Source organism: Bacillus sp. FSL L8-0199 (assembly GCF_038005705.1).
Lineage (GTDB): Bacteria > Bacillota > Bacilli > Bacillales > Bacillaceae_G > Bacillus_A > Bacillus_A cereus.
Genome location: NZ_JBBOTS010000001.1, coordinates 1 through 7,500, shown reverse-complemented (window position 1 = coordinate 7,500; position 7,500 = coordinate 1). Strand labels below are relative to the sequence as shown.

The following is a 7,500-nucleotide window of genomic DNA, read 5'->3' as shown; positions in this document are numbered from 1 at the left end:
TCCAGTTAAACGTTGCAGACGCATATCTAAAATCGCTTGCGCTTGTTTCTCACTTAAACCAAAACGTTCCATTAAGCCTTGCTTGGCAATATCTGCCGTTTTTGAACTACGAATTAACGTAATAACTTCATCAAGATGATCTAAAGCAATTCGTAATCCTTCTAAAATATGAGCACGTGCTTCTGCTTTTTCTAATTCATAAGCAGTACGTCTACGAATTACTACCTTCTGATGCTCTAAATAATGATATAGATTTTGTTTTAAATTTAGTACTTGTGGCTCCCCATTTACAAGAGACAACATATTAATACCGAAACTTGTTTGAAGCGCTGTATGTTTATATAGATTGTTTAATAGTACGTTTGCATTAGCATCACGACGTACTTCCATGACAATACGCATACCATTACGATCTGATTCATCACGTAAATCTGTAATACCTTCAATTTTCTTATCGCGAACTAATTCTGCGATTTTTTCAATTAATCGTGCCTTATTAACTTGATAAGGTAGTTCAGTTACGATAATAGATTGTTTACCGTTTGACTTCTCTTCAATTTCAACCTTAGCACGAAGCATAATGGAACCGCGACCTGTTTCATAAGCTCTTCGAATTCCACTTCTTCCTAAAATTAAACCTGCCGTCGGAAAGTCTGGACCGGGAATATATTCCATTAATTCCGCGATAGTAATATCAGGATTATGACTTAATGCCAGCACACCATCAATTACTTCGCCAAGCTGATGCGGCGGTATATTTGTTGCCATACCAACAGCAATACCTGTTGTACCGTTTACTAATAAATTAGGGAAACGCGCTGGTAGTACTATCGGTTCTCTTTCGGAACCATCATAGTTATCTTGATAATCAATTGTATTTTTTGAAATATCACGTATTAATTCCATAGAAATCTTAGACATTCTTGCCTCTGTATAACGCATTGCCGCTGCTGAATCTCCATCTACAGAACCGAAGTTACCATGCCCATCTACAAGCATATAACGTTGACTAAAATCTTGCGCCATACGTACCATTGTTTCATAAACGGCTGAATCACCATGAGGGTGATACTTACCGATTACTTCACCGACAATACGTGCTGATTTCTTATACGCTTTATCAGCTGTAATTCCTAAATCATTCATCGCATATAAAACCCTACGATGCACAGGTTTTAATCCATCACGAACATCTGGTAATGCACGAGATACGATAACACTCATTGCGTAATCTAAAAATGAGGTACGCATTTCATGACTAATATTAATTTCTCGAATTCGTGCTTGTTGTTGATTGTCTGACATCAACGAGCACCTCCTCTTACATTTCCGTTACACATACATTGATTTATATGTAGAAGACAGGAATACTTAGATTCCTGTCATTACTCATTTAAATATCAAGGTTCTTCACGTATTTTGCATTCTCTTGGATAAAGTTACGACGTGGCTCTACTTTATCTCCCATTAAAATTTCAAATGTTTCGTCTGCTTCAATTGCATCTTGAAGCGAAACTTGAAGTAATGAACGTACTTCTGGGTCCATTGTCGTCTCCCATAGCTGAGTTGGATTCATTTCCCCTAGACCTTTATAACGCTGAATCCCTGGCTTAGGTTGGGCCGGTAATTCTGCTAAGATTTTTTCAAGTTCCTTATCGTTGTAAGCATATTGAATTTTTTTACCTTGTTGTATTTTAAACAACGGCGGCTGTGCAATATAGATATAACCACACTCAATTATTTGACGCATATAACGATAGAAGAACGTTAATAATAGGGTACGAATATGTGCACCATCAACATCGGCATCGGTCATAATAATAACTTTATGATAGCGTGCTTTTTCAATATCGAAGTCTCCACCAATATTTGTACCGATCGCCGTAATAATTGTACGAACTTCATCATTTGATAAAATCTTATCTAAGCGTGCCTTTTCCACATTAATAATTTTACCCTTCAGCGGTAAAATTGCTTGGAAATGGCGATCGCGTCCTTGTTTTGCAGATCCACCCGCAGAATCACCCTCTACGATGTAAATTTCACTAATTGCTGGATCTTTCGAAGAGCAATCAGCTAATTTACCAGGTAAACTTGAAACTTCTAACGCACTCTTTCGACGTGTCAATTCACGCGCTTTTTTCGCAGCTACACGTGCACGTGCAGCCATCGTACCTTTTTCTACAATTTTTCGCGCTACATTAGGATTTTCTAGTAAGAACTTTTCAAACGCCTCTGAGAATACAGACTCTGTAATTGTTCTCGCTTCACTATTCCCAAGTTTTGTCTTCGTTTGTCCTTCAAATTGTGGATTTGGATGCTTGATTGATACAATTGCTGTTAAACCTTCACGAACATCCTCACCAGTTAAATTACTGTCCGCATCTTTTAAAATGCTATTTTTACGACCATAGTCGTTGATTACACGAGTTAAAGCTGTTTTAAAACCTACCTCATGTGTACCACCTTCATACGTATGGATGTTATTCGTAAATGAGTAAATATTATTTGTGTATCCCTCGTTATATTGAAGAGAAACCTCAACCTGAATACCATCTTTTGAACCTTCTACGTACACAGGCTCTTCATGAATCGGTTGTTTTGAGCGATTTAAATGCTCAACGTATGATTTAATTCCACCTTCGTAATGGAATTCTTTCTTTTGCTTATGTTCACGTTTATCTTCAATTGTTAATTTAATATTACGATTTAAAAACGCTAATTCACGCATACGAGTTGCTAACGTATCAAAATCGTATACTGTTGTTTCTTGGAAAATTTCCGGATCTGGTTTAAATCGAGTTATTGTTCCTGTTTGATCTGTGTCACCAATGACTTTTAAATCCGCAACCGGAATACCTCTTTCGTATTTTTGGTAATGGATTTTACCTTCACGATGTACAAATACTTCTAATTCTGTTGATAGAGCATTTACAACCGATGCCCCAACACCATGTAAACCACCAGAAACTTTATAACCGCCACCGCCAAATTTACCACCGGCGTGGAGAACAGTCATAATAACTTCTACAGCTGGACGTCCCATTTTTTCTTGTATACCAACCGGAATACCACGCCCATTATCCGTTACACGAATACTATTATCTTCTTCGATACTAACATTAATTTCATCACAATAACCTGCAAGTGCTTCATCAATACTATTATCTACGATTTCCCACACAAGATGGTGAAGCCCTTTTCCACTTGTAGATCCAATATACATACCAGGGCGTTTCCGAACTGCCTCTAGTCCTTCAAGCACCTGTATCTGACTTTCATCATATGCATTTTCTTGCATTTGCTTTTGTTCCATTGACACAAAGATCACCTACTTTTCCATTTAAACAGGGGTTATTCCCTATCTATTTCACAATCTACAGTGCCGTTCGTTACATGAATTGTTTTCGCTTCTTTTAATGTTTCGTGTTCAATTCCGTCGACACTCGTCGTTGTAACAAATGTTTGCACTTTTCCTTGAATTGTATTTAAAAGATGTGATTGACGATAATCATCTAATTCTGATAAAACATCATCCAACAAAAGGATTGGATATTCTTTAACCTCTGAATAAATCAATTCAATTTCAGCTAATTTTAGGGATAGTGCGGTCGTTCGTTGTTGTCCTTGCGAACCAAAGACTTGAACATTTTTACTATTAACGAAGAATTGTAAATCATCACGATGAGGACCAATTAAAGTCGTACCACGGAAAATTTCACGTTGTTTCACAGATTGAAAATTTTCATAGTATACTTCTTTTATTTTCGACAAATCCATTGATTCTGATACATCTACACTTGGTTTATAGACAATTTCTAACTCTTCTAATCCACGGCTTATACCTCGATGAATTGGAGCTGCCCATTCCTGTAGCAAATGCAAAAATTCAAAACGTTTTTGCAGTATCTTCGCACCATGCTCAATTAGTTGAAGTGTAAATACATCCAACATCGTTTCCTCATTCTTACTATTCCCTTGCATTTTTTTCAACAAATGATTTCGTTGCGTGAGCACCTTTTGATATTGACTTAATTCATACAAATATACAGGAGCTATTTGTCCTAATTCCATATCTAAAAAGCGTCTTCTTACTTGAGGGCTTCCTTTTACAAGATTTAAATCTTCTGGGGCAAACATGACAACATTCATCACGCCAATATATTGACTTAACTTTTGTTGTTCAAGTTGATTTAATTTTGCCTTTTTACCTTTTTTCGAAATATTTAATTCCAAGGACAAAGAACTGTTTCTTTTTTGTAATTTCCCTTTTATTTGACCAAAATCTTCATCCCAGCGGATAAGTTCGCGATCATTAGAGGTTCTATGAGATTTCGCCATCGCTAAAACATAAATAGCTTCCATCAAGTTAGTTTTCCCTTGTGCATTTTCGCCGATAATTACATTTACCTTATCTTCAAAGGAAAGCTCTAATTTTTCATAATTGCGATAGTTTTTTAATTGTATTTCTGAAATAAACAAAGGGCTCCCCCTTTATGCCTGAACTTGGAAAGTTCCGCTTCCTGGAATTTCAATAACATCATTCGCATATAGTTTGCGACCTCTTCTATTTTCAAGTTCGTTGTTCACGTACACTTCATATTCTTGTAAAAACCATTTTACAGCGCCACCTGTATCAATTACATCAGCTAACTTTAAAAATTGTCCTAGTGTAATATACTCTGTTGAAATTTTAATACGTTTCATAAAATCGCTCACTTTCTGAAAGTGTTCATTCTTTCATTGTACTAAATAAACTAGCATTAGGAAAGTAATACCCAAAAATCAAATAAGGGCCACTAGCATCTTTAAACTAGCAACCCTTATTCCTTACCTAGTAAGTACGAACCGGTAAAATTAATTGAATAATTGAATCATCATTTACTGTACGAATTAAGAACGGTCTCATTGCCCCAGTAAAGCTAACTTTAATCTCTGTACTATCCAAAGCTTTTAATGCATCCATCATATATTTTGCACTAAAAGATATTTTTAACTCTTCTCCATCTACTTTTTCGCATTGTACTTCTTCGACAACTTTTCCGATTTCTGGTGAATTCGAAGAAATCTCTAGCATTTCTTGCTCTAAAGTTGATAATTTAACAACGTTATTGCGGCCATCTCTTGCTAATAGTGAAGCACGATCAATTGCTTGTAGGAATTCTTTTGTATTCACAAAAATATCCGTTTTACTCTCTGCCGGAATTAAACGTGTCGTATCAGGATAATTTCCTTCTAACAATCTTGAGAAGAATAATAAATGTTTTGTACGGAATAATACTTGATACTCCGTAATAACGATATCTACCATTTCTTCAGACTCATCTAAAATTTTACTTAATTCATTTAAGCTCTTACCTGGAATAACAACATTAGCTTGGAACTCATCTGCAATATTATGTCCTTCAATTTTTGCTTTTCTAAGTGCCAGTCTATGACTATCTGTTGCAATACAAGTTAACTCGCTGTTATATACCTTCCAGTTTACACCTGTCAAGATCGGTCTTGTTTCAGAAGTAGAAACTGCAAATACAGTTTGTCTGATCATATGTTTAAGTAAATCTGTTGGTATTTTAAATACATGATGTTCTTCAATCTGTGGCAGTAACGGATATTCTGCAGAATCTAAACCATTTAAGTTAAACTCTGATTTTCCAGATTTTATTTTTGTCATAAAATGATTTTCCACAGAAATTTCGACAGTGTCTTTAGGTAGTTTTTTTACAATCTCACTAAAATATTTTGCTTGTAAAACAATGCTTCCTGATTGAGCTATTTCTACGATTTCTTTTCCATCTTCTTCGACTGGAATAAACGATTCAATAGAAATATCAGCATCGCTTCCTGTTAATGTAACCCCTTCTTCAGTAGCTACAACTTTAATTCCCGTAAGGATGGGGATTGTTGTACGAGAAGAAACTGCCTTCATTACATCTTGTACACCTCTTACAAGATAGTCTTTTTGTATTGTAAAACGCATAAAGAAAAACCTCCGGTAAGTATAAGATTTTATTTAATTAATAAAGATAAAAAAATAGTAGTAATAGTAATAGGGCTTGTGGATATGTGGATAACCTCTATAAAGGATGTAAAAACAGTCTATCTACATGTGGATAGACTGTGCGTAAAACAAGGTAAGTTATTCACACTATTCAGCTACTACTTTAAAATACCATTAATTTCTTCAACTTGCTTTTGTAATTGCGTATCGGTTTTTAGTAGTTTAGAGATTTTTTCATGGGCATGGATAACTGTTGTATGATCACGTCCACCAAATTCTTCACCTATTTTTGGTAAAGAGGAATCTGTAAGCTCGCGCGATAAATACATTGCAATTTGGCGAGGAAACGCAACTGATTTTGTACGTTTTTTCGCTTTAAAATCTTCTAATTTCACTTGATAAACATCCCCGACAGCTTTTTGAATATCATAAATAGAGATAATTTTCGGCTTAGAATTTGGAATAATATCTTTAAGTGCTTCAGCTGCTAAATCAGCATTAATATCTTTATTAATTAAAGATGAATAAGCTACAACTCGGATAAGTGCACCTTCTAATTCACGAATATTTGAATCAATTTGATTTGCGATATAAAGCATAACTTCATTTGGTATATCAAGCCCTTCAGCTTTTGCTTTTTTGCGTAAAATCGCAATTCGTGTCTCTAAATCTGGTGGCGTAATATCTGTAATAAGTCCCCATTCAAAGCGGGAACGAAGACGATCTTCTAAAGTCGGAATTTCTTTTGGTGGTCGATCACTAGAAATTACAATTTGTTTACTTTCTTCGTGTAATGCATTAAATGTATGGAAAAACTCTTCTTGAGTTTGTTCTTTTCCAGCAAGAAATTGAATATCATCTATCAATAAAACATCTACGTTGCGATATTTATTACGAAAATCAACAGCTTTATTATCACGAATAGAGTTAATAAATTCATTCGTGAATTTTTCTGATGATAAATATACAACTTTTGCATTTGGATTATGTTCAATTACATAATGACCAATCGCGTGCATTAAATGCGTCTTTCCAAGCCCAACTCCCCCGTAAATAAAGAGTGGATTATACGCTTTAGCTGGCGCCTCGGCTACAGCTAATGAAGCTGCATGGGCAAAACGGTTACCAGAACCGATAACAAATGTATCAAATGTATATTTTGGATTTAACATGCTCTGTGGTAAATGAGCTGAATCATCTTGTGCAGGATTCCGCTTAACTGGAGGAAGATCAATGTCCTCTTCAGCTTGACTTTGGGGAATAATAAAGCGAATTGCTAATTTTGCCCCTGTTAAATCGTATAGTGTTTCTGAAATTAGTTCTGAGTAATGAGATTCTAGCCAGTCACGAGCAAATTCATTTGGAGCTGTAATCGTTAATACGTCTTTCTTCAAGTTATGAGCCGTTGTTGATTTTAACCATGTCTCATAACTAGGCTTGCTTACCTTTTTTTCTAATTCTTTTAAGGCACTATTCCATAAATCAGAGATATTTTCCAA

The 7,500-nt window shown here is 35.4% G+C and carries 6 protein-coding genes (1 of these 6 only partly in view); all 6 read right to left on the bottom strand.

Features of this window, described 5'->3' with window-relative positions; all coding sequences use genetic code 11:
* Positions 1-1,305, bottom strand: the 5' portion of a protein-coding gene (gyrA, locus tag NST86_RS00030) for a DNA gyrase subunit A (protein ID WP_001282864.1). The gene continues 1,167 nt to the left of window position 1, outside the view; 1,305 of the gene's 2,472 nt are visible here — the first part of the coding sequence; its start codon is at positions 1,303-1,305; the stop codon falls past the left edge of the window.
* 88 nt (positions 1,306-1,393) lie between these two features.
* A complete protein-coding gene (gene gyrB, locus NST86_RS00025; RefSeq protein WP_000435982.1) occupies positions 1,394-3,316 on the bottom strand; it encodes a DNA topoisomerase (ATP-hydrolyzing) subunit B in 1,923 nt (640 codons plus the stop codon).
* Positions 3,317-3,354: 38 nt separating this feature from the next.
* Positions 3,355-4,482, bottom strand: coding sequence for a DNA replication/repair protein RecF (gene recF / locus NST86_RS00020; RefSeq protein ID WP_016118983.1), 1,128 nt, complete (start codon positions 4,480-4,482; stop codon positions 3,355-3,357).
* A gap of 12 nt (positions 4,483-4,494) precedes the next feature.
* On the bottom strand, positions 4,495-4,707 hold the full coding sequence (yaaA, locus tag NST86_RS00015) for a S4 domain-containing protein YaaA (protein ID WP_000821364.1): 213 nt from the start codon (positions 4,705-4,707) through the stop codon (positions 4,495-4,497).
* Positions 4,708-4,834: 127 nt separating this feature from the next.
* The gene (dnaN, locus tag NST86_RS00010; RefSeq protein ID WP_001212884.1) at positions 4,835-5,980 is read right to left on the bottom strand and encodes a DNA polymerase III subunit beta; all 1,146 of its coding nucleotides are present in this window, start codon (positions 5,978-5,980) and stop codon (positions 4,835-4,837) included.
* Between the two features lie 179 nt (positions 5,981-6,159).
* On the bottom strand, positions 6,160-7,500 hold the full coding sequence (gene dnaA, locus NST86_RS00005; RefSeq protein WP_000428018.1) for a chromosomal replication initiator protein DnaA: 1,341 nt from the start codon (positions 7,498-7,500) through the stop codon (positions 6,160-6,162).